The 23,022-nt window shown below is 61.8% G+C and carries 17 protein-coding genes and 2 pseudogenes; 9 read left to right on the top strand and 10 right to left on the bottom strand.

What is annotated here, in order from left to right; genetic code table 11:
* Window positions 1-18: 18 nt before the first annotated feature.
* The 8 genes and pseudogenes from AC1DWA_RS08165 (at window position 19) to AC1DWA_RS08130 (ending at window position 9,267) form a co-directional block, all read left to right on the top strand.
* Entirely contained in the window at window positions 19-1,425 is a 1,407-nt protein-coding gene (locus tag AC1DWA_RS08165; RefSeq protein ID WP_477847724.1) for a substrate-binding protein, read from the top strand.
* Between the two features lie 114 nt (window positions 1,426-1,539).
* A complete protein-coding gene (locus AC1DWA_RS08160; protein WP_477916578.1) occupies window positions 1,540-3,105 on the top strand; it encodes an amidase in 1,566 nt (521 codons plus the stop codon).
* Window positions 3,106-3,178: 73 nt separating this feature from the next.
* Window positions 3,179-3,802 carry a nitrile hydratase subunit alpha gene (gene nthA / locus AC1DWA_RS08155; RefSeq protein WP_029256769.1) on the top strand — a complete coding sequence of 208 codons (624 nt, stop codon included), beginning with the start codon at window positions 3,179-3,181 and terminating at the stop codon, window positions 3,800-3,802.
* A 26-nt stretch (window positions 3,803-3,828) separates the two neighbouring features.
* Window positions 3,829-4,338: pseudogene (nthB, locus tag AC1DWA_RS08150) on the top strand (nitrile hydratase subunit beta); the annotation flags it as partial.
* Between the two features lie 90 nt (window positions 4,339-4,428).
* Window positions 4,429-5,628, top strand: coding sequence for a zinc metallochaperone GTPase ZigA (zigA, locus tag AC1DWA_RS08145; protein ID WP_477847718.1), 1,200 nt, complete (start codon window positions 4,429-4,431; stop codon window positions 5,626-5,628).
* A gap of 31 nt (window positions 5,629-5,659) precedes the next feature.
* Window positions 5,660-6,547 carry an SMP-30/gluconolactonase/LRE family protein gene (locus tag AC1DWA_RS08140; RefSeq protein ID WP_477847716.1) on the top strand — a complete coding sequence of 296 codons (888 nt, stop codon included), beginning with the start codon at window positions 5,660-5,662 and terminating at the stop codon, window positions 6,545-6,547.
* Window positions 6,548-6,698: 151 nt separating this feature from the next.
* A complete protein-coding gene (locus AC1DWA_RS08135) occupies window positions 6,699-8,516 on the top strand; it encodes an ABC transporter substrate-binding protein/permease (protein ID WP_477847714.1) in 1,818 nt (605 codons plus the stop codon).
* Window positions 8,517-8,520: 4 nt separating this feature from the next.
* Entirely contained in the window at window positions 8,521-9,267 is a 747-nt protein-coding gene (locus tag AC1DWA_RS08130) for an amino acid ABC transporter ATP-binding protein (RefSeq protein ID WP_046379686.1), read from the top strand.
* Here the strand turns inward: AC1DWA_RS08130 and AC1DWA_RS08125 are convergent.
* The 7 genes from AC1DWA_RS08125 to AC1DWA_RS08095 form a co-directional block, all read right to left on the bottom strand.
* Window positions 9,253-10,434 (bottom strand): RNA polymerase sigma factor, encoded by a 1,182-nt coding sequence (locus AC1DWA_RS08125; RefSeq protein WP_477847756.1) that lies wholly within the window; start codon window positions 10,432-10,434, stop codon window positions 9,253-9,255. The genes AC1DWA_RS08130 and AC1DWA_RS08125 overlap by 15 nt on opposite strands.
* A gap of 8 nt (window positions 10,435-10,442) precedes the next feature.
* Window positions 10,443-10,850, bottom strand: coding sequence for a YciI family protein (locus AC1DWA_RS08120; protein WP_021346141.1), 408 nt, complete (start codon window positions 10,848-10,850; stop codon window positions 10,443-10,445).
* A 153-nt stretch (window positions 10,851-11,003) separates the two neighbouring features.
* On the bottom strand, window positions 11,004-11,618 hold the full coding sequence (locus tag AC1DWA_RS08115; RefSeq protein ID WP_211918891.1) for a response regulator transcription factor: 615 nt from the start codon (window positions 11,616-11,618) through the stop codon (window positions 11,004-11,006).
* Window positions 11,615-12,757 carry a sensor histidine kinase gene (locus tag AC1DWA_RS08110; protein WP_477847711.1) on the bottom strand — a complete coding sequence of 381 codons (1,143 nt, stop codon included), beginning with the start codon at window positions 12,755-12,757 and terminating at the stop codon, window positions 11,615-11,617. Before AC1DWA_RS08110 ends, AC1DWA_RS08115 begins: the two co-directional genes overlap by 4 nt.
* Before the next feature lie 21 nt (window positions 12,758-12,778).
* Window positions 12,779-13,570, bottom strand: a complete 792-nt coding sequence (locus AC1DWA_RS08105) for an ABC transporter permease (protein WP_477847709.1) — start codon at window positions 13,568-13,570, stop codon at window positions 12,779-12,781.
* Window positions 13,567-14,505 (bottom strand): ABC transporter ATP-binding protein, encoded by a 939-nt coding sequence (locus tag AC1DWA_RS08100; protein WP_019746143.1) that lies wholly within the window; start codon window positions 14,503-14,505, stop codon window positions 13,567-13,569. Before AC1DWA_RS08100 ends, AC1DWA_RS08105 begins: the two co-directional genes overlap by 4 nt.
* Window positions 14,502-14,738, bottom strand: coding sequence for a hypothetical protein (locus tag AC1DWA_RS08095; protein ID WP_029256775.1), 237 nt, complete (start codon window positions 14,736-14,738; stop codon window positions 14,502-14,504). The genes AC1DWA_RS08100 and AC1DWA_RS08095 overlap by 4 nt, the downstream gene beginning before the upstream one ends.
* A gap of 234 nt (window positions 14,739-14,972) precedes the next feature.
* Between AC1DWA_RS08095 and AC1DWA_RS08090 the strand changes: the two are divergent.
* A pseudogene (locus tag AC1DWA_RS08090) lies at window positions 14,973-17,000 on the top strand (PhoX family protein); the annotation flags it as partial.
* A gap of 46 nt (window positions 17,001-17,046) precedes the next feature.
* Here AC1DWA_RS08090 and AC1DWA_RS08085 read toward each other — a convergent pair.
* From AC1DWA_RS08085 to AC1DWA_RS08075, 3 genes are read right to left on the bottom strand one after another with little or no spacing between them, the layout of a single operon-like run.
* On the bottom strand, window positions 17,047-18,249 hold the full coding sequence (locus AC1DWA_RS08085; protein WP_477916576.1) for a DUF7927 domain-containing protein: 1,203 nt from the start codon (window positions 18,247-18,249) through the stop codon (window positions 17,047-17,049).
* 22 nt (window positions 18,250-18,271) lie between these two features.
* On the bottom strand, window positions 18,272-19,324 hold the full coding sequence (locus AC1DWA_RS08080) for a DUF7927 domain-containing protein (RefSeq protein ID WP_477916574.1): 1,053 nt from the start codon (window positions 19,322-19,324) through the stop codon (window positions 18,272-18,274).
* Window positions 19,321-22,107: a DUF7927 domain-containing protein gene (locus tag AC1DWA_RS08075; RefSeq protein ID WP_477916572.1), complete on the bottom strand. Its 2,787-nt coding sequence runs from the start codon at window positions 22,105-22,107 to the stop codon at window positions 19,321-19,323. Before AC1DWA_RS08075 ends, AC1DWA_RS08080 begins: the two co-directional genes overlap by 4 nt.
* Between the last annotated feature and the right edge of the window lie 915 nt (window positions 22,108-23,022).

Genomic DNA, 23,022 nt, shown 5'->3' with positions numbered 1-23,022 from the left:
TCAGGCAGGAAGTAGAACGTGCCAGGTCTCTCCGTAACGGCACAGATCGTGACGACGGACCCACCAGGGTCAGCCTTCGAGCGCTTCGAAACGGGGCAACTGCTCGAACTCGAATGTGAGCAACTGACGGTCGGGGCCGCCGTCGCCATCTCCCTTCCCGTCGGCGACGGCGCACGCGCAGATGTAGCCGGAATGCCGATCACTCTGTTGGGGTATGTCGCCGGCGTGAAGCGGGGCCGATCGGTCGTGATCGTGCACCACCAACCGTGGCGCGGCCGTCTGACGATCCGGTTCTTTCCCGACGGCACCGGCACCCGACTCGTTCTCGAGTCCAGCCTCGATCAGGACGGCATTTCCTGGCTTGCCAACAAGCGCGGATTTGCTCCACCCGAACCTCCGCGCTCCGACCGACATCGGATCGGACTGCTGGTCAGCAAATCCGGCTCGGCGGCTGTATTCGCCCAGGCCACAGAAACACTCGCTGCCCTGGCGGTCGAAGAGATCAATGCCGACGGCGGTGTCGGCGGCGTTCTCGTCGACTTGGTGATCGGCGATGACGCTTCCGACTCGGCGGCCGGAGCGGCGACCGCACTGCGATTGGCGAAAAGCGGATGTCGCGCCATTTTTGCGTGCGTGACGTCGTCGACCTTCAATGCCGCTGCATCTGCGTTGCAAAACACCGGTGTGTTGTTGGTGCACACAGTTCTCAACGAAGGAGGCCGATCGCGTCCGGGGATACTTCGATTGGGTGAGCGGCCACTCGACCAGACGCGAGCGGGCATACCGGCAATGATGTCCGAGACCGGTTCTCGCACTTGGTTCCTGGTCGGTCAGCAGTATTCGTGGTCGTTCGGAGCACATTGGGCGGCCCGGCGTGTGATCGCCGAATCCACAGGTTCGGTGGCCGGCGAAGTCTACGTACCGTTGGGAACAACCGACTTCTCACGGATCATCGAGTCGATAGCCGACTCCGGGGCCGAACTGATTCTTTCCACCCTGGTGGGGCATGACGAGGTTTTTTTCGAACGGCAATGCGCCCAGCACGGACTGCGGGCCACCACGCGGACGTTTGCGCTGGTCCTCGACGAGGCCACTCAGCAGCTCATCGGCAATTCCGATGCCGACGGAGTCTGGGCGGCCTTCGGCTACTTTCAATCCGCAGCCGGCGATCACGACCTCGAAAAACGATACAGCGCAAGCTCGAACGAACTCCTGCCTCCGCTCAGTTCCCTGTCGGAGACAACGTACGAAGCGATCGTCGCTTACGCACGCGCAGTCGAACGAACGTCGGCGGACGATCCGGAAACAGTACTCCGGCAGCTTGTCACAACGTCGAAAAGCTCGACGGACACCGGCGTTCCACTGCATCGGCCGATTCTGATCGCTGAATCACGCCATGGGCGCCTGTACCCCCGCTCTCTCTGAGCGCGCGTAACCCGAACTTAACGAGTCAATATGTCGATACCTATTGACGCAATTACTGATCCGGCCCTAGTCTGAAAGACAAGTGAAGCCGATCACATCAGGAGCACACTTCTCATGGCGACAATCCGACCTGACGACAATGCAATAGACACCGCTGCAAGGTATTACGGCATCACTCTCGACCAATCAGCCCGGCTCGAGTGGCCGGCACTGATCGACGGAGCACTGGGCTCCTACGACGTAGTCGACCAGTTGTACGCCGACGAGGCAACCCCGCCGACCACGTCACGCGAGCATGCGGTGCCAACTGCGAACGAAAATCCTTTGAGCGCTTGGTATGTGACCACAAGCATCCCGCCGACGTCGGACGGCGTCCTGACCGGCCGACGCGTGGCGATCAAGGACAACGTGACCGTGGCCGGAGTTCCGATGATGAACGGATCTCGGACGGTAGAGGGATTCACTCCGTCTCGCGACGCAACTGTGGTCACTCGACTACTGGCGGCCGGTGCAACCGTCGCAGGCAAAGCTGTGTGTGAGGACCTGTGTTTCTCCGGTTCGAGCTTCACACCGGCAAGCGGACCGGTCCGCAATCCATGGGACCCACAGCGTGAAGCAGGTGGATCATCCGGTGGCAGTGCAGCTCTCGTTGCAAACGGTGACGTCGATTTTGCCATCGGCGGAGATCAAGGCGGATCGATCCGGATCCCGGCGGCATTCTGCGGCGTCGTCGGACACAAGCCGACGTTCGGGCTCGTCCCGTATACCGGCGCATTTCCCATCGAGCGGACAATCGACCATCTCGGCCCGATCACACGCACGGTCCACGATGCCGCACTGATGCTCTCGGTCATCGCCGGTCGCGACGGTAACGACCCACGCCAAGCCGACTGCGTCGAAGCAGGTGACTATCTGTCCACCCTCGACTCCGATGTGGATGGTCTGCGAATCGGGATCGTTCGAGAAGGTTTCGGGCACGCGGTCTCACAGCCCGAGGTCGACGACGCAGTCCGCGCAGCGGCACACAGTCTGACCGAAATCGGTTGCACGGTAGAGGAAGTAAACATCCCGTGGCACCTGCATGCTTTCCACATCTGGAACGTGATCGCCACGGACGGTGGTGCCTACCAGATGTTGGACGGCAACGGATACGGCATGAACGCCGWAGGTTTGTACGATCCGGAACTGATGGCACACTTTGCTTCTCGACGCATTCAGCACGCCGACGCTCTGTCCGAAACCGTCAAACTAGTGGCCCTGACCGGCCACCACGGCATCACCACCCTCGGCGGCGCGAGCTACGGCAAAGCCCGGAACCTCGTACCGCTCGCCCGCGCCGCCTACGACACTGCCTTGAGACAATTCGACGTCCTGGTGATGCCCACACTGCCCTACGTCGCATCCGAATTGCCGGCGAAGGACGTGGATCGTGCAACCTTCATCACGAAGGCTCTCGGGATGATCGCCAACACGGCACCATTCGACGTGACCGGACATCCGTCCCTGTCCGTTCCGGCCGGCCTGGTAAACGGGCTTCCGGTCGGAATGATGATCACCGGCAAGACCTTCGACGATGCGACGGTCCTCCGAGTCGGGCGCGCATTCGAAAAGCTTCGCGGCGCGTTTCCGACGCCTGCCGACCACATCTCCGACTCTGCACCACAACTCAGCCTCACCTAGTCCTGTATCCGCACTTGCACAAAAAATTCCACCGATTCACACATGATCAGCCCGCATAGAAAAGGTGAACCAGATGTCAGTAACGATCGACCACACAACGGAGAACGCCGCACCGGCCCAGGCGCCGGTCTCCGATCGCGCGTGGGCCCTGTTCCGCGCACTCGACGGTAAGGGATTGGTACCCGACGGTTACGTCGAGGGATGGAAGAAGACCTTCGAGGAGGACTTCAGTCCAAGGCGCGGAGCGGAATTGGTCGCGCGGGCTTGGACCGACCCCGATTTCCGGCAACTGCTTCTCACCGACGGTACCGCCGCGGTTGCCCAGTACGGATATCTGGGCCCCCAGGGCGAATACATCGTGGCAGTCGAAGACACCCCGACCCTCAAGAACGTGATCGTGTGCTCGCTGTGTTCATGCACCGCGTGGCCCATCCTCGGTCTGCCGCCGACCTGGTACAAGAGTTTCGAATACCGTGCACGCGTGGTCCGCGAGCCACGGAAGGTTCTCTCCGAGATGGGAACCGAGATCGCGTCGGACGTCGAGATCCGCGTCTACGACACCACCGCCGAAACTCGGTACATGGTCCTACCGCAACGTCCCGCAGGCACCGAAGGCTGGAGCCAGGAACAACTGCAGGAAATCGTCACCAAGGACTGCCTGATCGGCGTCGCAGTCCCGCAGGTCACCACCGTCTGACCACCCCGACAAGAAAGAAGCACACCATGGATGGAGTACACGATCTTGCCGGAGTTCAAGGCTTCGGCAAAGTCCCGCATACCGTCAACGCCGACATCGGCCCCACCTTCCACGCCGAGTGGGAGCACCTGCCGTACAGCCTGATGTTCGCCGGTGTCGCCGAACTCGGGGCCTTCAGCGTCGACGAAGTTCGATACGTCGTCGAGCGGATGGAGCCCCGCCACTACATGATGACCCCGTACTACGAGCGGTACGTCATCGGCGTCGCGGCACTGATGGTCGAAAAGGGAATCCTGACGCAGGAGGAGCTCGAAAGCCTTGCAGGAGGACCGTTCCCACTCTCACGGCCCAGCGAATCCGAAGGCCGACCGGCTCGCATCGACACAACCACCTTCGAGGTCGGTCAGCGAGTACGTGTGCGAGACGAATACGTTCCCGGGCATATTCGAATGCCTGCTTACTGCCGAGGACGGGTGGGGACCATCGTTCACCGGACCACCGAGAAGTGGCCGTTCCCCGATGCAATCGGTCACGGCCGCAACGACGCCGGCGCACGCGATCGCAGCGGTTCGCGTGACCGCCGCCTGATCACAACGATTCACTCATTCGGAAGGACACTGGAAATCATGGTCGACACACGACTTCCGGTCACGGTGCTGTCAGGTTTCCTGGGCGCCGGGAAGACGACGCTACTCAACGAGATCCTGCGCAATCGGGAGGGCCGCCGGGTTGCGGTGATCGTCAACGACATGAGCGAAATCAACATCGACAGTGCAGAAGTCGAGCGTGAGATCTCGCTCAGTCGCTCCGAGGAGAAACTGGTCGAGATGACCAACGGCTGCATCTGCTGCACTCTGCGAGAGGATCTTCTCTCCGAGATAAGCGCCTTGGCCGCCGATGGCCGATTCGACTACCTTCTCATCGAATCTTCGGGCATCTCCGAACCTCTGCCCGTCGCGGAGACGTTCACCTTCATCGATACCGACGGCCATGCCCTGGCCGACGTCGCCCGACTCGACACCATGGTCACAGTCGTCGACGGCAACAGTTTTCTGCGCGACTACACGGCTGGAGGTCGCGTCGAAGCCGATGCCCCGGAAGATGAACGCGACATCGCGGATCTGCTTGTCGATCAGATCGAATTTGCCGATGTCATCCTGGTGAGCAAGGCCGATCTCGTCTCGCAACAGCACCTGATCGAATTGACCGCGGTCCTACGATCTTTGAACGCAACTGCTGCGATAGTTCCGATGGCTCTCGGCCGTATCCCACTCGACACGATTCTCGATACCGGCTTGTTCTCGCTCGAGAAAGCTGCTCAGGCCCCTGGATGGCTACAAGAACTCCAAGGTGAACACACCCCCGAAACCGAGGAGTACGGAATCGGTTCGGTGGTGTACCGCGAGCGCGCGCCCTTCCACCCACAACGCCTGCATGATTTCCTGAGCAGCGAGTGGACCAACGGAAAGTTACTTCGGGCCAAGGGCTACTACTGGAATGCCGGCCGGTTCACCGAGATCGGGAGTATTTCTCAGGCCGGTCATCTCATTCGCCACGGATACGTCGGCCGTTGGTGGAAGTTTCTACCCCGTGACGAGTGGCCGGCCGACGACTACCGTCGCGACGGAATCCTCGACAAGTGGGAAGAACCTGTCGGTGACTGCCGACAAGAACTCGTCTTCATCGGCCAATCCATCGACCCGTCTCGACTGCACCGAGAACTCGACGCGTGTCTACTCACCACAGCCGAGATCGAACTCGGGCCAGACGTGTGGACCAGCTGGAGCGACCCCCTGGGCGTCGGCTATACCGACCAGACCGTTTGATATTGGTCCGATTTGCCGTAAGTTGTGCGCAATGGGGCTATCACGCAACCGAACTCGGGCGTTGTTGATCGTCGCGGCAATCGCAGCCGGGACCGCTGCCGCGGCAATCGCAGCCGGGACCGCTGCCGCGGCAATCGCAGCCGGGACCGCTGCCGCGGCGACGCCGGCGGAGGCCACCTGGACAACCGCGCCGATGTGCGGCGATTGGCAGGTCGAGACCGTAGCCCAGGGGTTGGAACAGCTCGAAAACCTCGAGACCGATGACAACGGCGGGTTCTACCTCTCCGGCGAGTCGAAGATCTATCACGTCGACGCCGAAGGACAGGACGGCAAGCTGTGGCAACTGGACACCACGACGGATCAGCTGTCCGCACCCGCCGACTTCGCGGGCAACGGCTTGCTCCGACTTCCCGACGGCGATCTTCTGACGACGTGGGTCGGAACGGAGGGCGGCCCGTCGAAGGGCGTGTCGCGCTATCAACATGACTCCCGAACCGTCGTACCCAATTGGGCCGCAGTGCCACGTTCGGAGGGGCTCGCGCTCAGTCCGGATCATCGAGCCGTGTACACCGATGATCTGTTCACAGGTCAGATCATTCGAGTCCCTGTGGATACCCCTGATGCGTGGGCCGTTGTCGCAACCGTCCCGAGCCCGGTACCCGGTCTCGACGATCTGACCGTGTCGCGGGATGGGATGCTCTACGTCGCTGCTCACCTCGAGGGCGCGATCTATCGTGTAGATCCCGAGACCGGGCAGTCCTGCGTCGTCGCTTCGGGTCTGTCGGGTGGGTGGACCGGGCCGAGTTCAGTGCGTATCGGCCGGGACGGCGACGGCTGGGCGCTCTACGTCAGCGGCTTCGACGGGACACTGCGCCGCCTGGTACCTCCGGCGGGCGTCGAACTCGCACCGGTTCGGTAACTCCGTTCCCTTCGAGACGGGATTCTCCGACCTGGCGATACTTAAAATCACGCTGATTTGAAGGCATGCCCGCAGCGCAGCGGCCGCTTGTCCGAAAACTGTCAACAGTTCTACACGGAGAAATGGCTACCCTTAGGTTTACGCTGCTCGCATGTTTTCTTCCGTCGCAGCGAAGATCCGCCTGGTGGTGGCACTGCTCCTCACTACCCTCCTGGCGCTGACTCTGTCATCGTGCTCGAGTGGTTCGGATTCGTCGGCAGCCCCCACAGACCTGTGTGCGCCTCCAGGAGTGGGAGCCGCAACCGCGGCCCCCACAAACCTGGATGCGGCAGCGGGTGCGGGCGCCGAAGACCGCTACACCACGGCCACCGTCACCCCGGTCGATCGGATCGACACCTCGAAGCTGAACTTGATCAAACCCGGGGTCATCACGGTCGGCACGCTCGGTGACGCGCCCCCGAGCATCTGCGTCAACTCCGATAATCAGTACACCGGATACGACAACGAGCTGCTGAAGGCCGTCGCGGACAAGCTGGGCCTGAAGGTCGAGTTCGTCGGCACCGAGTTCGCCGGGCTCCTCGCCCAGGTTGCCGGTCGACGCTTCGACGTCGGCTCGTCGTCCATCACCACCACAGACGACCGTCGCAACACCGTCGGCTTCACCAACGGTTACGACTTCGGATACTTCTCCCTCGTCGTGCCTAACGGCAGCCCGATCACCGGCTTCGGAGACCTGGACGCATCAAAGCGCATCGGCGTCGTGCAGGGAACCGTGCAGGACGACTACGTCGTGAACACGCTCAAGCTCGATCCCGTGAAGTTTCCCGACTACGCCACGGCGTACGCGAACCTCAAATCCGGACAGATCGACGCCTGGGTAGCTCCGTCTCAGCAGGCCGAAGGCGCAATCGCTCCCGGTGACCCGACCTCGATCATCCAGAACACCTTCTCGGTCAACAACTTCGTCGGCTGGGCGGTGAACAAGGAAAACCAGCCGCTGATCGACGCCCTCAACTCCGGCCTCGACGCAGTCATCGACGACGGAACCTGGTCTCAGCTGTACGCCGACTGGGTACCGCGCCAACTCCCTGAAGGCTGGAAGCCCGGATCCAAGGCCGCGGCCACTCCGGAACTGCCCGACTTCGCAGCCATTGCGGCAGAAAACGCAGCAAACGGTGACGGTGGCGATACCGCGTCGTACCAACCGAAGTCGACGCTCGAACAGCTCAAGGACACGTTCTTCGACTGGGATCTGTACAAGAAGGCATTCCCCGATCTCCTCAAGACCGGTCTTCCCAACACCCTGATCCTTGCGCTCGCGTCTGGCATCATCGGCACGGTCCTCGGCATGCTGCTCGCTGTCGCCGGCATCTCGCGCACCCGTTGGCTGCGCTGGCCAGCCCGCGTCTACACCGATATCTTCCGTGGCCTGCCCGCCGTCGTCATCATCTTGATCATCGGGCTCGGCGTCGGACCGATCGTCAAGGGAATCACCGGCAGCAATCCGTACTGGCTGGGCGTCGCGGCGCTGTCACTGCTCGCGTCGGCGTACATCGGTGAGATCTTCAGATCCGGTATCCAGAGCGTCGAGTCCGGGCAGCTCGAGGCTTCACGCGCCCTCGGCTTCAGCTACCGCAAGTCCATGTCGCTTGTCGTCATCCCGCAGGGTGTACGACGCGTTCTGCCGGCGTTGATGAACCAGTTCATCTCGCTGATCAAGGACTCGTCGCTGATCTACTTCCTCGGTCTCCTCGTCACCCAGCGGGAACTCTTTGCCGTCGGACGTGATCTCAACGCCCAGACCGGCAGCCTGTCCCCGCTCGTTGCGGCAGGCTTGTTCTACCTTGCTCTGACCATCCCGCTGACGCACCTCGTCAACTACATCGACAACCGACTCCGGACCGGACGCGCCGACACCTCAGGCACGTTGGATCCGCTCGAGCAGGCCATCGTCGTGGAAAGGGGCTGAGGACATGACCACCAGCTCTCAACTGAAGTCCGTATCGCTCACCGGCAAGGACCTGCATCTGTCCTTCGGCACAAACAAGGTGCTTCGCGGCGTCAACCTGCACGTCGACGCCGGAAACACCGTCACCGTGATCGGGCCCTCCGGTTCGGGCAAGTCGACGCTCCTGCGCGTGCTGAACCGTCTGCACGAGCCTGAGCAGGGTGACGTGCTGCTCGACGGGAAGTCCGTCTTGAAGGACAACCCCGACGAGCTTCGCCAGCGAATCGGCATGGTGTTCCAGCACTTCAACCTGTTCCCACACAAGACCGTCGCCGAGAACATCGCGCTCGGGCCGAACAAGCTCAAGGGGTTGTCCAAGGAACAAGCTCGGGCGCTCGCGCTCGAGCAGCTGGATCTGGTGGGGCTCAAGGAGAAGGCGGACTCGCGGCCCGGCAACCTTTCCGGTGGTCAGCAGCAGCGCGTCGCCATTGCCCGCGCCTTGGCGATGAAGCCCGAGGTCATGTTCTTCGACGAGGCGACGTCAGCTCTCGACCCCGAACTGGTCAAGGGTGTTCTGGCGTTGATGGCCGATCTCGCGAAGTCCGGTATGACCATGGTCGTCGTGACGCACGAAATGGGCTTCGCGCGTTCCGTTTCCGACAAGGTGCTCTTCATGGACCGCGGCGCCGTTGTCGAAACCGGTACTCCGGAACAGCTTTTCGACGATCCCGAGACCGATCGACTGCAGGCGTTCCTGTCACAGGTTCTCTGACCCAGGACGCTTCAGAGATCGACGGGCGTTGATCCTCGACGCCTGAAGCATCAGATGGTCACGTTCGGCGAGGTTGGATGCCTTGTGCGCTGCATCGGCATACAACCTCGCCGCCGTCTCCAGGTCTCCGTCGCGTTCACGGAGATAGGCCTCGACTGCGGCATGGCGCGGAAGTGAATCGTCCAGCGCTGCAAGAGCTGCCAAGCCGGCGCGTGGCCCGTCCGCCTCGCCGACCGCCACCGCTCGGTTGAGCCGGACGATCGGGCTGTCGGTCAGGGCTGCGAGTTCGTCGTACCACTCCACGATCTGCACCCAATCGGTCTCGTCTGCTGTGAGAGCGTCGGCATGAAGTGCGGCAATCGCGGCCTGGGCTTGGAACTCACCCAGTCGGTCGCGAGCGAGGGCTCCCTGAAGGATCACGACCCCTTCCGCGATCGTCTCGGTGTCCCACCGTCCGCGGTCCTGCTCGGCAAGCGGAACCAGGCTGCCGTCTGCGGCAGTGCGCGCGGCGCGGCGAGCGTGATGAAGCAGCATCAGAGCGAGCAACCCCGCCACCTCGGGATGATCGATCGCAGCGGCGAGCTGCCGGGTGAGCCTGATGGCCTCGGCAGCCAGGTCGACGTCGCCGGAGTACCCCTCGTTGAAGACCAGATAAAGGACACGTAGAACGGTGGCGACATCGCCGGGTTGCTCGAACCGCACGCCGGAGACCGTGCGCTTGGCTCGGCTGATGCGCTGAGCCATCGTCGCCTCAGGCACCAGGTAAGCCTGCGCAATCTGGCGAGTGGTCAGCCCGCCGACAGCGCGCAGCGTAAGTGCAACGGCGGACGACGGCGTCAACGACGGGTGAGCGCACAGAAAGTAGAGCTGGAGTGTGTCGTCCACGCCCGGCACCGACCCGCTGACCGGCCGCTCGCCTGGCTGCTCGTCAACCAGAAACTCCCGCTTGCGACGAGCCGCATCCGACCGGATCCCGTCGAGGAACCGCCGCCAGGCCACTGTGACCAGCCAGCCCTTCGGGTCCCGCGGCGGGTTGTCCGGCCAGGTCCTGACCGCCTCGAGCAGAGCATCCTGCACGGCATCCTCGGCCGACGCGAAATCTGCTCCGCGGCGAACGAGGATGCCGAGCACGCTCGGAGTCAGACTTCGAAGCAGCGTGTCGTCCATGAGAGTCGTCAGTCCGTGATGGTCGGCGGCTCGGTCAGGAACGGGCGCAGTTCGAGCCATTCGTGAATCGGCTTCCCGCCTGCGCCGGGCGCGGCCGAGAGCTCCCCGGCCAATTCGACGGCTCGGTCGTAGTTGTCGACGTCGATCACCATCCAGCCGGCAATGAGGTCCTTGGTTTCCGCGAACGGACCGTCGGTGACCGGCGGGCGACCCTCACCGTCGTACCGGACAAAGGTGCCCTCAGGAGCGAGAGCCTGACCGTCGACGAACTCGCCCGCCTTCTCGAGCCGATCCGCGAAGTCCTGCATGTACTTCACGTGGGCCGTGATCTCTTCCGGTGTCCACTGGTCCATCGGCACGTCGTTGACTGCAGCCGGAGCGCCGCGGTAGTGCTTGAGCAGCAAGTACTTGGCCATCGTGAATCTCCTCTGTGTCGGTGCCACCCATTCTGGTCGCACGTCACTACAGGGACGAAGCAAGTCGGGGATTCTCGACATCGCAGGGCCTTCGGCCCTGTGCGCCTTTTTGGTAGTCCCCGCAACCAGAAAGGCGCACGGGGGCCGGAGGCCCTAAATCCACCCCTGCCGGCGGGCGATCACTGCAGCTTCGTGCCGATTGGCCGCACCGAGTTTGGTGACAGCTGACGACAAATAGTTTCGGGTGGTACCCGCAGACAGATGTGCCCGGGAAGCGATCTGCTCGATGGATGCCCCGTCGGCCGCGTATTCGAGTACGTCCGCCTCGCGCGGAGTAAGCGGTGAGTCGCCGGCGCCGATCGCCTCGGCAGCCAACGACGGGTCGACGTACCTCCCGCCGGCATGGACGCTGCGGACCACCTCGGCGAGCGTCGCCGCAGGCGTCGTCTTCGGTAGAAACCCGCGGACACCTGCTGACAGTGCCTTCTTCAGGTACCCAGGACGCCCGTGGCTCGTCACGATGATCGAGACGCACCCCGAGACCGTCTGCGCAATCTGTTGCGCCGTCTCGATGCCGTCGATACCCGCCATCTGAAGGTCGAGCACAGCTACGTCAGGTTGATGCTTTGCAGCAGCGATCACGGCATCCTCGCCGGATTCGGCTTCTGCCACGACAATGATGTCGTCCTCGAGCGACAACATCATGGCCAGAGCCGAGCGGATCAGGTTCTCGTCGTCGGCCAGCAGTACCTTGATCGGCTCGGTCACCGAGACTCCTTCGTTCGGGACGGAAAGTGGGCGGTGAGGGTGAAGCGATCTTCGTCCTGCGCGGTTTCGACAGTTCCTCCGACGGCGCCGACGCGCTCGCGTAAGCCGTTCAGGCCGGTTCCGTTGTTCGGCTCTGCGATCCGTGCGCCGTCGTTGGCAATCACGACGCCGTCCGCGGACACCTCGATGCTGCAATTCTCGGCACTGGAGTGCCGGAGAATGTTGGTCACGCCTTCACGGACGACCCACGCGGCGGCTTCGGCCAGTTCCACCGGCAGTTGATCTGCCGATCCACGTATCGCGGTGGAGATTCCGGCGGCCTCGAGCAGAGACTGCGCACCGGCCAGCTCCGATGCCAAGGCGATGGACCGGTATCCCCGAACCAACTCGCGCGCTTCGTCGAGAGAATCTTGCGCAAGTTCGCGTACTTCGTCCATCTGCGCGGCGGCACGATCGTCGCCGCGTCGTGAAAGAGTGGCTGCAAGTTCGCTTTTCACCGCAATTGCAGACAGTGCCCGCCCGACGACGTCATGGAGATCGCGCGAAAATCGCAATCGCTCCTCGGCGACGGACAGGGCAGCGGCAGCTCCGCGAGCCTCGTCCAATTCGGTGACCATGCGAAGCAGCCACACCGACATGTAGACGGTCAGCCCCATGAAGGCGGCGACGATTCCGACGGACACGCCGCTTTCCGGACCCGCAAGCAGTCCCAGTACAACCCCGGCGGCCACCGAGCCCACGATCAGCCAGCGCAACGACGTCAACCCAGCAAGGGGCACGACAAGGATTGCCGCGAGCCAGAAGTACGGGCCGTTCTCGCCATTGCTTCCCAAGGCGATTCCCGCCGAGCAGAACGCGGACAACGTCATCACGGCAAGAGGAATCTGGACGGGCTTGGCCACGACTCCGCCCAGATCTGACATCCGAGAGACGGCGATGCCGCACGCAACGGCACTGATTCCGAGGAAGACACCCGACAGGTACCGATCCGCAACGATCTCGGTGACCGCACCGAAGCCACCGAAAACCACTGCGACCATGATGAACGATTGCCGCGTGTAGAGGCGAACCTTGTCGACGTTCGACGCGGTTCGCCACGTCCGTCTCGGATTCCAGCGTCCGAAGTTCTGCGCGATCATGCCCACTACCTTCTCAGAGTTCTACGAACGCGGTTCCCAGCGGAAGTGGACGTTCGCGATCAGAACCGAACCGACGATCCACGCCAGCATGACCAACAGCGGTTGCCCAGCCGAACCGAAGGTGTCGACGAATCCGGCCGCCGCACCGGGCGCATCGCCCAGATCAGCCAGTTCGCCAGTGGTCCGCCCCAGCCATCCGAGATTGAGAAGGTCGACTACTGCGGCCAGCGGAGTGAAATCGAGAATGCGAGCAATGTTGTCCGGCACGACATTCCTGATCGAAGACATACCTGCCGTCGCCAGAATCAGAATCGGCATGCAGGTGATCTGCGCCGCCTCTGCATTTCGCGTGACAGCCGAAGTGATCAACGCCAGCGCCGTGAAGAGCGCGGCGCCGCCGATCACCGCGAGCAGCACCAGCACCGGATTGACCGGGGCACTGCCGCCCAGAACCATCACGGCGATTCCGATGACCACCGTCAACAGTGCGGTGAGAACCCACGACGGCACTGCCGGGCCCGCCAGGATCTCGGCGTCGCTGCATTCCCCGGTCCGTAGTCGCTTGAGAACCAACTCGTCACGGCGCGTCGCGTACACCGACAGCAAGTTGTAGAAGACCACGAAGACGAGAAGGAAGAGCGCAAATACCTCGAGGCCTGCGGACACCGACTTGTCCGACAGCCCGCCGTCTCGCGACAGGTACAGCATTCCCACGGGAAAGATCAGCGGGAGGACGATTGCATTGAAGAGCAACAGTCGATTTCGTCCCAGGAGCGTGAACTCCGAACGAGACAGGGTTGCTATGCGGTTCATGCCGACGCTCCTTCGAGAGTTGCGTGATGATCGAATTGGTCTGCAATGGAGAGGAATACTGTCTCCAGGGACGCCGCTCGGGCATCCAAGCCGGTCAGCAAGACATCATTGTGCTGCGCCCACAGCAGCAGTTCCGTCAGCGTCTCCTGGACGGTGCGAGTGGTGATCAGCACCAGATCATTTTCGACGCGCACCTCGGCGCCGGCCAGCGCTGGGAGCGGAAGACCTGGGCGGTGCAGTTTGATCTGGGCGGGATGATCTGCGACGACGTCCGCCACGGTTCCGCTGCGCACGACCGATCCACGGTGCATGATCGCCAATTGGTCGCACAAGGATTCAGCTTCGTCCAGGTAGTGCGTCGTCAACATGATGGTGACGCCCGACGCTTTCAAGTCAGCGATCAATTGCCAAGTGTTACGACGACTTTCGGGATCCAATCCAGTAGTCGGTTCGTCGAGGAACAGTACGAGTGGCCGGCCGATGATCGCGCACGCCAGATCCAGTCGGCGTGCTTCACCGCCCGAGAGGAACTTCACGCGGGTATCGCCACGGTCGCGCATGTCCACGCGCTCGAGCACCTCGTCGACGGGAAGCGGATTCGAGCACGTTCCGGCCCACATCGCCAAACTCTCACGAGCAGTCAGGTCTTGGGGAAGCCCACCCTTCTGGAGCATGATGCCAAGCGACGGTCGAATCTGCTTGCGGTTGCGCACCGGATCCATTCCCAGAACGCGCACCGTACCGGCGCTGGCTCGTGAAAGGCCCTGAATCACTTCGAGAGTGGATGTCTTGCCGGCACCGTTTGTTCCCAGGAGGCCGAACAGCTCGCCTTCCTGAACACTCAGATCCAGATTGCGAACAGCATCGAACGCCTCCTTGCCGGAGCCGTAGCGCCGCGACATTCCGACTACGTCGATCACGGGATCGCCCTTCATCGCTGCGCCTCCTCTCGGTTCCAGCTGCGCAGTCCAATCGCCAATCGAATGCCCGCGTAGACCGCGAGAGCGGCAACAAGAATCCAGGACACCGGATTGGAGCCGATGATCGCGAATACCCCTCCGATGATCGCGATGTTCACCACGATCACAACAAGTTCGCGGCCCATCGTGGGTGCGGGTCCGATGTCCATCAGGTCCGTCAGGAGGCTTCCCTCATGTGGTTCTCTCATGCCTCCAAGCCTCGCGGGAAGTCCGCGACGAAAACAGTGCACAGCGTCATCACCTGCGGTGACACCGTCATGGATCGGCGATGACAAATGTCATGCGACGTCCCCGCGGGGACGCGTCGTAAATTGCAGGTAAGGGTCGCCTCGTTGTTTTGCCGTTCATTTTTACGTTCCTTTACCCTCGCTTAGAGCTTCTACGGTTCCCGAAGTCCGTACATCGAATCTCGGGAGTTCACGGTGGCTATCAAGCCTTTGGCCTTGTTCGTCAAACACGACGGCGTGTCTGCACGCGCGTCGATCACCTGCCAGTACAAGTGCGGAAACGCGTGCTCTCATGAGGTCCCCAACACCTCGGGCGGCGAATACTTCCGCGATATCGCACGCACGGCACTGACTCGTCGCGGCATGCTCCGGGGCAGCGGCATGGCAGTGCTCGCGGTGGGAGCGGGCAGCGCCCTCGTCGCGTGTTCGGACGAATCCGCAAGTGCCGAACCGGGAACCGGATCAACGAGCGGCAGCAGCGGCGGAACCACACCAGCGGGGACGAACTTCAGCGCTGTCGCTCCCAACAAAGAAGACAAGGTCACCGTCCCTGACGGATACGATCAGGCCGTCGTCATCCGTTGGGGTGACGCCGTTCTCGCCGGAGCCCCGGCATTCGACTTCGACAAGCAGACTGCGGCAGCACAGGAACTGCAGTTCGGATTCAACAACGACTTCGCCGGATTGCTCCCGGTCGACGGGCAGCCCAACACCTACCTCCTCGTGGTCAATCACGAATACTCCACCGAACCGGCGATGTTCCGCGGCTACGATGCGGAGAACCCGACCGAGGAGCAGTTCAAGATCGGCCTGGCCAGCCACGGACTGTCGGTCGTCCAGGTCAAGGGCGAATCCGACAACGGCAAGCTGGTACCGGAGATCGGATCGAACAACCGCCGCATCACCGGAACCACGGAGTTTGTCGTGACCGGCCCCGCTGCAGGTAGCGACTTCCTCAAGACGAGTGCCGATCCCACGGGAACCAAAGTGCTCGGCACCCTCAACAATTGCGCTGGCGGCGTCACACCCTGGGGCACAGTGCTTTCCGGCGAAGAGAACTTCAACCAGTACTTCGCGAACGCCGAGGGTGTCACCGATCCCACGGTGGCAGCCCGGCTGAAGCGCTACGGTCTGGCCGGAGCCGCTTCCGAGCGCAAGTGGGAACGCTTCGACAAGCGGTTCGATCTGGTCGCAGAACCCAACGAGGTCAACCGATTCGGATACGTCGTCGAGATCGATCCCTGGGATCCGTCGTCGACTCCGATCAAGCACACAGCGCTCGGACGTTTCAAGCACGAAGCCGCCACCATTTACATCACGTCGGACGGCACCGTCGTTGCATACAGCGGTGACGACGAGCGCTTCGACTACATGTACAAGTTCGTCTCGAGCCGAAAGATGCAGGACGGCAAGAGTCAGGCAGCCATGCGCCACAACATGACTCTGCTCGACGCCGGAACACTGTACGTTGCAAAGCTCAGCGGAAACTCCGCCGGCGAGATCGACGGAACCGGCAAACTCCCGTCGGACGGCAAGTTCGACGGAACCGGCGAGTGGGTAGCCATCCTGCGCACCGGCGAAGACGGCAAGGGCGAATCGCTGGTAGACGGTATGAGCGCCGAAGAGGTCGCCGTCTTCACCCGCCAGGCCGGTGACAAGGTCGGGGCAACGAAGATGGATCGCCCCGAGGACTTCGAGGCAAACCCGAAGAGCGGCAAGGTTTACGTCGCACTGACCAACAACACCAAGCGCGGAGTCGACGGTGGTGCCGCGGCCGACGAGGCGAACCCGAGGAACAACAACAAGAACGGCCAGGTCCTCGAAATCACCGATGACCACGCCGGCACCACCTTCGGCTGGAATCTTCTTCTCGTCTGCGGAGATCCGGCCACAGCCGATACTTACTTCGGCGGGTTCGACAAGAGCAAGGTCAGCCCCATCTCATGCCCGGACAACCTTGCCTTCGACCCGCACGGCAACCTGTGGATCTCCACCGACGGCAACGCACTCAAATCCAACGACGGACTGTTCAGTGTTGTCCTCGAAGGCGAAAACCGCGGTGAAACAAAGCAGTTCCTCACCGTTCCCGTCGGCGCCGAAACCTGCGGCCCCATCGTGGACGAGAAGCGCGTCATCGTCTGCGTCCAGCACCCCGGCGAGACCGACGACGCCAGCATCGAAAGCCCCGCATCCCATTGGCCCGACGGTGGTTCCGCCCAGCCTCCTCTGCGATCTGCCCCACGTCGTTTACCTCAGATTCTCAAGAGAATCAGTTGTCACCATCCTCGCGACGCTTACGCGTCAGGAGAACAACACCCGTTCCCAGCGCCAGCAGCAGAACCAAACCGCCTGCCGCGAGCAACCCGGTGTTCACGCCACTCTCACCAGCGCCACCACCCGAGTTGATCGTTCCACCCTGAGGAGCAGACGTCGGCGGCTTCGGCTGACCCGGCTGACCCGGGTTTGCTGTCGGCGGCTTCGGCTGTCCCGGAACCGTGCTCGGAACCGGCTGACCCGGAACCGTCGGCGGTACGACGATCGGAGGCACAACGACGATCGGGGGAATGATGATCGTCGGTGTAACCGGCACCGTCGTGTTCGGAACCGTCGTGGTCGGCGGAACTGTCGTGACCGGCGGCGTTGTCGTCGGCGGCGTCGTTGTCGTCACGCCACACGGATCCACAATCTCCTCCGCGACAACTTCTTCTGTCGTGGTCTCCTCTGTGGGGGTCTCCTCCGTGGTGGTGGATTCCTCCGTACCGGTCACATCAGCGTCACCGGCAGTGGTCGCGCTAGCCGTCGTCGTCGCAGCCGTTGTGGTCGGAACCATCCGCGTGGTCGTCGTCGTCGGAGGAACACAGGGCTCCGTCGTGACCGGCGGCGTCGTGGTGGTCGTCGGAGGCACCGTGGTGGTGGTCTCCGGCGGGTCCACCGGGTGTTCGGTGCAGAGAGCGTCGCCCGGAACACAGTCCACCGGCGGGTTCTCGCCACCAACCACCAGGTAGTTGTTCAGGACGCCCGGAGTGAATCCGGGACCTGACAACGTTCCGATCTCAGGATTGACCTTGACGGTGTACGTCACCGTCGCGCTCTCACCCTTGGCCAGCTTTCCGGTGACCGTGAAGACGCTGTCGACGACACCCGAAACAACCAGCGTGGAAGTAGTAGCCGGATTCTTCGTCATTACTGCATCGTCGAGAACATCGGTCAGATCGTCGTAGAAGCTGATCTCACCATCCGCGGTGCCCACATTCTTGAACGTGAGCGTGTACGTGATCTCCTGGCCGCCAACCACACGGTTCGTGGTGGACGGGTCAGAGGACTTCAGTACCTCGATTGCGGGAGTGCCATCAACCGGGTGTTCGGTCGTCACCGGCGGAGGRGTGATCTCCGGACCGGTCGGCGGCTTCGCWGTACCGSTGACCTTGTTGTTGACCAGAACGCCGCCGGCAACACCGTCGTTGATCTTCACCTGRTAGGTCAGAACAACCGACTTACCGGCCTCCCTTGAGCGAACCGTCCACCAACGCGGCGTTGTCGAGAACCTTCGACAGATCATCGGTCAACACCACCGGATCAAGGGTCGTGTTACCCGTGTTCGCACCGGTCACCGTGTACGTGATCGTCTGACCAGCAGCAACATTGGTACCCGAGACCGGATCCGCAGTCTTCGCGACCGTGAACCCCGGAACCTGAACCGGATGCGTCGTGCACAGCTGCGTCGCCGGATCACACACCTCCGGAGGATCAACCGGAGGAGTCGTACCCGGAACAACGAAGTTGAGCACCGTGTTGTCGGCATTCGCCGCAACGCGATCGGCATCAGCCTTGACCGTGACGGTGTACGTCACCGTCTTCGTTTCGCCGGCCGCCAGGGTTCCCGTCACCGAGAAACCATCCGTGCCGACCATCGTCGCAGCCAACGGAGCATCAGCACTCAAGCTGCCCGCAACCAGATCAGCATCGTCGAGCAGACCACGCAGATCATCGAAGTGCGCGACCTCACCCGCACCGTTACCGGTGTTCGAGAACGTGAGCGTGTACTTGATGTCCTGACCGGCAACAACATTCGAACCCGACACCGGATCAGAGGACTTCACCACAGCGATCTTCGGAGACACCACCGGATGCGTCGTGCACAGCTGMGTCGCCGGATCACACACCTCCGGAGGATCAACCGGCGGAGTCGTACCCGGAACAACGAAGTTGTTCACGAACACCCCACCGACCACATCGGCATTGACCTTCACCGAATACGTCACCGTCTTCGTTTCGCCGGCCGCCAAGGTCCCCGTCACCGAGAAACCATCSSTGCCGACCATCGTCGCAGCCAACGGAGCATCAGCAGTCAAACCACTCAATGCACCCTTGTCCACAACCTGACGCAGATCGTCGAAGTACGCGACCTCACCCGCACCGTTACCGGTGTTCGAGAACGTGAGCGTGTACTTGATGTCCTGACCGGCAACAACATTCGAACCCGACACCGGATCAGAGGACTTCACCACAGCGATCTTCGGAGACACCACCGGGTGTTCGGTCGTCACCGGCGGAGGAGTGATCTCCGGACCGGTCGGCGGCTTCGCAGTACCGGTGACCTTGTTGCCTTGAGCGAACCGTCCACCAACGCGGCGTTGTCGAGAACCTTCGACAGATCATCGGTCAACACCACCGGATCAAGGGTCGTGTTACCCGTGTTCGCACCGGTCACCGTGTACGTGATCGTCTGACCAGCAGCAACATTGGTACCCGAGGCCGGATCCGCAGTCTTCGCGACCGTGAAACCCGGAACCAAGTGATTCGTCTCCACAGAAGGAGGAGTGATCTCCGGACCGGTCGGCGGCTTCGCAGTACCGGTGACCTTGTTGTTCAAGACTGTGCCCGCGGCAACGCCGTCGTTGACCTTCACCTCATAGGTGAGAACGACGGACTTACCGGCTTCGAGAAAACCAGTCCACGAAAGGGTGGTGCCCGACAGAGTCGGATCAGCAGCAGGAGCACCGTCGACGGTCGCCTTCAGCGAACCGGGAACGACAGCGGCGTTATTGAGAACCGCACCCAGATCATCGTTGATCTTTACCGGATCGAGCTTCGTCTTACCGGTGTTGGTTCCGGTGACGGTGTACTTGATCGACTCGCCGGCCTGAACCGTTGAACCGGAAATCGGATCAGCAGTCTTCTCCAGTTTGAAGCCGGGAACCGAGTGATTCGTCTCCACCGTAGGAGGAGTGATGTCCGGACCGGTGGGTGGCTTCGCAGTACCGGTGACCTTGTTGTTCAGAACCGTGCCCGCGGCAACGCCGGCATTGACCTTCACCTGGTAGGTCAGAACAACAGACTTACCAGCCTGGAGATTGGCGGACCACGACAAAATGCTGCCCGACAGGGTCGGAGCAGCGACAGCAGCACCGTCGACGGTCGCCTTCAGCGAGCCCGGAACGACAGCAGCATTGTTGAGAACCGCACTCAGATCGTCTTTGATCGTCGCGGGAGTTAGGGCGGTCTTGCCGGTGTTAGCACCGGTGACCGTGTACGTAATGGTATCGCCGGCCTGAACCGTCGAACCTGTCGCGGGCACAGCGGTCTTCGCGACCGTGAACCCGGGCATGGGATGCGTCGTGCAGAGATTGGTTGCAGGATCACATGTTGTGGGAGGAGTTGTTGTCCCCGGAACGAGGTAGTTGTTCAGGACTTTGTTACCACCGTCTTTGACCGTGACGGTGTAGGTGACAGTCCCTTTGCCGCCGGCTGGCAATGTGCCCCCGACTTTGATCTTGTCGGTGCCATTCAATGCAGCGGTGAGTCCGCCTGTAGCAGCACCGACCGCAACCGTTCCGTCATCAATGACGTCGGCAAGGAAGTCCGTGTAGTCGATCGTTGCCGGCGCAGTGCCGGGATTCTCGAAATTCAGAGTGTAGGTGATTGTTTGGCCGATATTGACCGTCTCACCGGTAGGTGGTGACGACGACTTCTTCACGAGAACCGGGGTATTGATGATCTTGCAGTACGCGTTGTCACCAGGTGCTAATGCTGTCTGCGCAACTCCACCAGCTTGAAGATTCTTGGCCACACCATTGACCTGGCAGTCCCACTTCGTCGCGTAGTTCGCGGTCTTGGTCGCCGAAGTAGTGGGCTTCTCCCAGAACGTGACGGGGGTAGGCGTCGTGTCAGCGAGGAGCATCCGCCAACCGGTGGACGCGGTGGTATCCGTAGCTCCGGTATCGGTGGTCTTGAGCACCTGTCCGCTCGCGGCATTTGCATCGGCGAAAGTACCGGTGCTTGTTCCGATGGTGAAGTCGTCGCCAGGACTGACTCGCGTAAGTTCCTTGTCGATCTTGACCCTCGGCAACAAGATGCCGAACGCAACACCCTGTCGGGACGTTGAATCCGTGGTGTTTCCGAAAGTGCCCGCGAAGGAAGTCGGCGCTGTCGCAGCCAGTACTACCGCTCCAGGTGAGTAATTCTTGCTGAAATCGTTGTCCCACCACGAGTCGCACCGAACCGAGTTCGTTCCCAACCCGGTCAGTCCATCGGCACCCCCGACCGTGCCGTTGCAGGCCCGAATCGGCGGCCATCCGGCAGTTCCGGGTATACCCATGGTGCGATCGATCTGACGGAAGCTCTTGTCCGACTGGAACGACAGGAATTCCTTGTTGTTTGCGGCAACAGGGTCCGTCGATTCGGCATCCGCCACGACAAGCCCGTAGTTGTTGACGGCTCCGTTGGGCCCATTCATCACGATATTGTCGAGCTTGACTGTTCCGCCGGACTGGACCCTCGTCGACCCGTTCATGTCCGGAACCGTTTGGTACAAAGCAGGCTTGACTGTGTTGGGAACACCCGTATACGCGACAGTGCCGAGCGACGAGAATTTCGCCTCGGCAGGCAAGGGACGCGCAGTGACGCCCGTATGCGGCTTTGTCGTGGATCCGTCGATCGAGTTGACCAGCTTGGCATTGAAGCTGATGGAGTAGATATCCGTCAGCTTGACCGTCATCGGCTGTCCAGCTGCTGAGGTTGCGGCAGCCTGGTTGAACGTCGACATATCGATCCAGCAGATGTTCTGCGAGAGATTGCCGGTGTTGGGCGCACTGAACGCACAGCCCGTGGGCGGTTGCTCGTCCGGCAGGACAGCAGCACGAGCCGGCGTCTGAGCCTGAACGGGACCGCCGAGCGTCGCGGCCGGCTGCGCTGATGCAGCTACTGCCGTCGCGCCGGAGAGGCCGAGAATCATCGCGATGGCGGTCCACACCACCGTCCACGCTCGCACCCAGGGCGGGAGCCCTGCGGTGAATAAGGCCGACCTTGTCGGCGGTATGTCGTTAGGCATTTCTTACTCCCCAGGATGTGCCTGATCGATGTTCGGTGGACGGAGATGCGAGAGCGCTGGCGCGAACTCCCGATTGATCGGTTGGTTCGGGTCGATCCGCCTGTTTTCGGCTGATCGACCTCACACCGGACGCTGTTGCCGGTCCTGTCATTCGAGCTCCTCTTCGGAAACACCTGCGTGTTGGAAGAGCCGCCCTGAACAGGACCTTGGCCCTCGAAATCCGTGCAAATCGAGAGCAACCTTCCAGTTATCTGGTTCAAGATAACAGATAACCGGGAGCTTGCCCATCGAAAGTCAGACAAAGCAGACCGATCGACGTTTTTGTTCGTAGATCGGACAAGCTTCGAGGAGCAGCGTTGTTCAAGCGAACAATTCAGCCCTCGGCGCACGGCACTGCGCCGGACGCGATGGCATTCAGCGTTTCCGCTGACCAGATCGGGTGACGACCAACTTCGAGGCGACCAGGAATCTGGACGAATGCCCAATATGGATAAGGCCTGTTGGATGCGCCACAGCCCCTCGAACCATGAACGGAAACTCCGTACTGAATGGAGTCCAATCGCCCGTGCAAGCACGTAGAAATTTATCGAATTGGTCCAGACCGCACCCGGCGACGGCTGCCGGTAACGAAGCACTCCGGCGCTCCGATAATTGGGTTGCGAGGCGCCATCTTCGACCGAAACCGGGTCGGCGCCTTCGATCCAGACCCAACTTCAAGTCCGTTTTGTAGCTTTTCGGTTGGAGCAGTCCTGCTCATTTTCTGCCATAGCTATTTTCTGATCCTGCTCAGCTAGTCGAAAGTTCAGCGACCGTGGCTACCACTCGGCAGAATTCTCGTAACTGACGAGCAACAACCGGACTAACCAGCCAAGCGTCACAAGAGTGCCAAAAAGGGCCCTTCCGCGTGCCTCGAGG

This window comes from Rhodococcus sp. P4_F3_2 (assembly GCF_056401335.1).
Note: the sequence above shows the minus strand (reverse complement) of the source record. Positions and strands in the feature narration are given on the sequence as shown.

Coding starts and splice junctions, on each gene's coding strand:
- nthA (WP_029256769.1), top strand. CDS start 3,179: ATGTCAGTAACGATCGACCACACAACGGAGAACGCCGCACCGGCCCAG.
- AC1DWA_RS08140 (WP_477847716.1), top strand. CDS start 5,660: ATGGGGCTATCACGCAACCGAACTCGGGCGTTGTTGATCGTCGCGGCA.
- zigA (WP_477847718.1), top strand. CDS start 4,429: ATGGTCGACACACGACTTCCGGTCACGGTGCTGTCAGGTTTCCTGGGC.
- AC1DWA_RS08075 (WP_477916572.1), bottom strand. CDS start 22,107: ATGCCTAACGACATACCGCCGACAAGGTCGGCCTTATTCACCGCAGGG.
- AC1DWA_RS08105 (WP_477847709.1), bottom strand. CDS start 13,570: ATGAACCGCATAGCAACCCTGTCTCGTTCGGAGTTCACGCTCCTGGGA.
- AC1DWA_RS08130 (WP_046379686.1), top strand. CDS start 8,521: ATGACCACCAGCTCTCAACTGAAGTCCGTATCGCTCACCGGCAAGGAC.
- AC1DWA_RS08125 (WP_477847756.1), bottom strand. CDS start 10,434: ATGGACGACACGCTGCTTCGAAGTCTGACTCCGAGCGTGCTCGGCATC.
- AC1DWA_RS08100 (WP_019746143.1), bottom strand. CDS start 14,505: ATGAAGGGCGATCCCGTGATCGACGTAGTCGGAATGTCGCGGCGCTAC.
- AC1DWA_RS08120 (WP_021346141.1), bottom strand. CDS start 10,850: ATGGCCAAGTACTTGCTGCTCAAGCACTACCGCGGCGCTCCGGCTGCA.
- AC1DWA_RS08095 (WP_029256775.1), bottom strand. CDS start 14,738: ATGAGAGAACCACATGAGGGAAGCCTCCTGACGGACCTGATGGACATC.
- AC1DWA_RS08110 (WP_477847711.1), bottom strand. CDS start 12,757: ATGATCGCGCAGAACTTCGGACGCTGGAATCCGAGACGGACGTGGCGA.
- AC1DWA_RS08135 (WP_477847714.1), top strand. CDS start 6,699: ATGTTTTCTTCCGTCGCAGCGAAGATCCGCCTGGTGGTGGCACTGCTC.